This window comes from Rhizobium vallis, from assembly GCF_003985155.1.
GTDB classification, from domain to species: domain Bacteria; phylum Pseudomonadota; class Alphaproteobacteria; order Rhizobiales; family Rhizobiaceae; genus Rhizobium; species Rhizobium vallis.
In genome coordinates this window covers 1-1417 of sequence record NZ_ML133734.1, presented here as the reverse complement: position 1 = coordinate 1417, position 1417 = coordinate 1, and the positions used below count along the sequence as shown (strand labels likewise).

Annotated in this window: 1 pseudogene; it reads left to right on the top strand. The window is 55.0% G+C overall.

The annotated features are described in order from the left end of the window. Positions 1 to 119: 119 nt before the first annotated feature. A pseudogene (locus tag EFQ99_RS34785) lies at positions 120 to 1147 on the top strand (IS110 family RNA-guided transposase). Positions 1148 to 1417: the final 270 nt, after the last annotated feature.

The following is a 1417-nucleotide window of genomic DNA, read 5'->3' as shown; positions in this document are numbered from 1 at the left end:
AGCAGATGGGATAATCGGCTTGGTGCCCATCTTTGACGGTGAGGAAGGTGCTGCGCTTCGAGTTGATGGTAGAACGTGGTCTGAGCCATCAGCCACAAGCATCAGAAAGGAAGCGCAGCATGAAGCATTATGCCGGTCTCGATGTTTCCGTAAAGGAGACTTCCGTTTGTATTGTCGATGAGAATGCTGCCGGGAACGTAAGGTGGTCAGTCACCCGGAAGATCTCATCACACTTCTATCCGATCCGCAGTGGCGTATTGAGCGGATCGGTCTCGAAGCGGGCCCGCTATCTCAATGGCTGTTCGAGGGCCTGGCCAAGGTCGACCTTCCTGTGATCTGCATCGAAACCAGGCACACCAAGGCTTTCCTGAAAGCGCAGCCGAACAAAAGCGATCGCAACGACGCTCGTGGCATTGCCCAGATGATGCGCGTCAACCTGTTCCGGCCTGTCCATGTCAAAACCCTGACAAGCCAGAAGCACCGCGCACTGCTTACCGCGCGCAAACTCTTACAGGAAAAAGCAATAGCCATGGAAAACGACATTCGCGGGCTGCTCCGCAACTTTGGCCTCAAGGTAGGTGTTGTCGGGACGCCAAAATACGATGAACGCATCCGTGAGCTTCTCGATGGTCTGCCGGAGCTGATGGCAATTCTTGAACCACTGCTTGTCGCCAGGGCAAAGCTACGCGAAGAGTTCGTGAAGCTGGATCGAAAGGTGCGGGAAGCGGCAAAAACTGATCCTGTCTGCCGACGTCTGATGACAGTCCCTGGCGTTGGCCCAATCGTATCGCTGGCATATGCTGCAACGATCGATATCCCAGCCCGTTTTCGAAATTCTCGCTCAGTCGGGGCAGCGCTGGGATTGACACCAGTCCTCAATCAATCGGGAGAAAGTTGCCGGATAGGCCGCATCTCGCTGTGCGGAGATGGAATGATGCGAACTCTACTCTTCGAAGCTGCACAGACGCTCCTGACAAGGGTCGCAAAATGGTCATGGCTGAAAGCCTGGGCCATGAATATTGCGAAACGACGCGGCGCCAAGAGGGCCATTGTTGCTCTAGCACGAAGACTCGCGGTGATTTTACATCGGATATGGAGTGACGGATCGGAATTCCGCTGGACGCGAGTCGCTTCGGATGCAGCATAAACCGAACTTCGTCGAGATTTAAAGTTCCGCCTGACGGCGGAAGACGTCCTTCGCGGACGATGGGTGATGTGAGTTCGGGAATTGTCTTACTCCGAGGACACTGCATCCTCAGGATGTTGAGCAGATGGGACCGCATCATTCTTCTGATACCATGGTGGGAGAGCTTCAAAGCTTATCCCGGAGAGAAGCGCGGGCCGCGAACGACGTCACAAACCGCACAGGCTGAAAACTCGTAGGCGCTTGACCTCGCCACGCCGATTAGAGAAGACA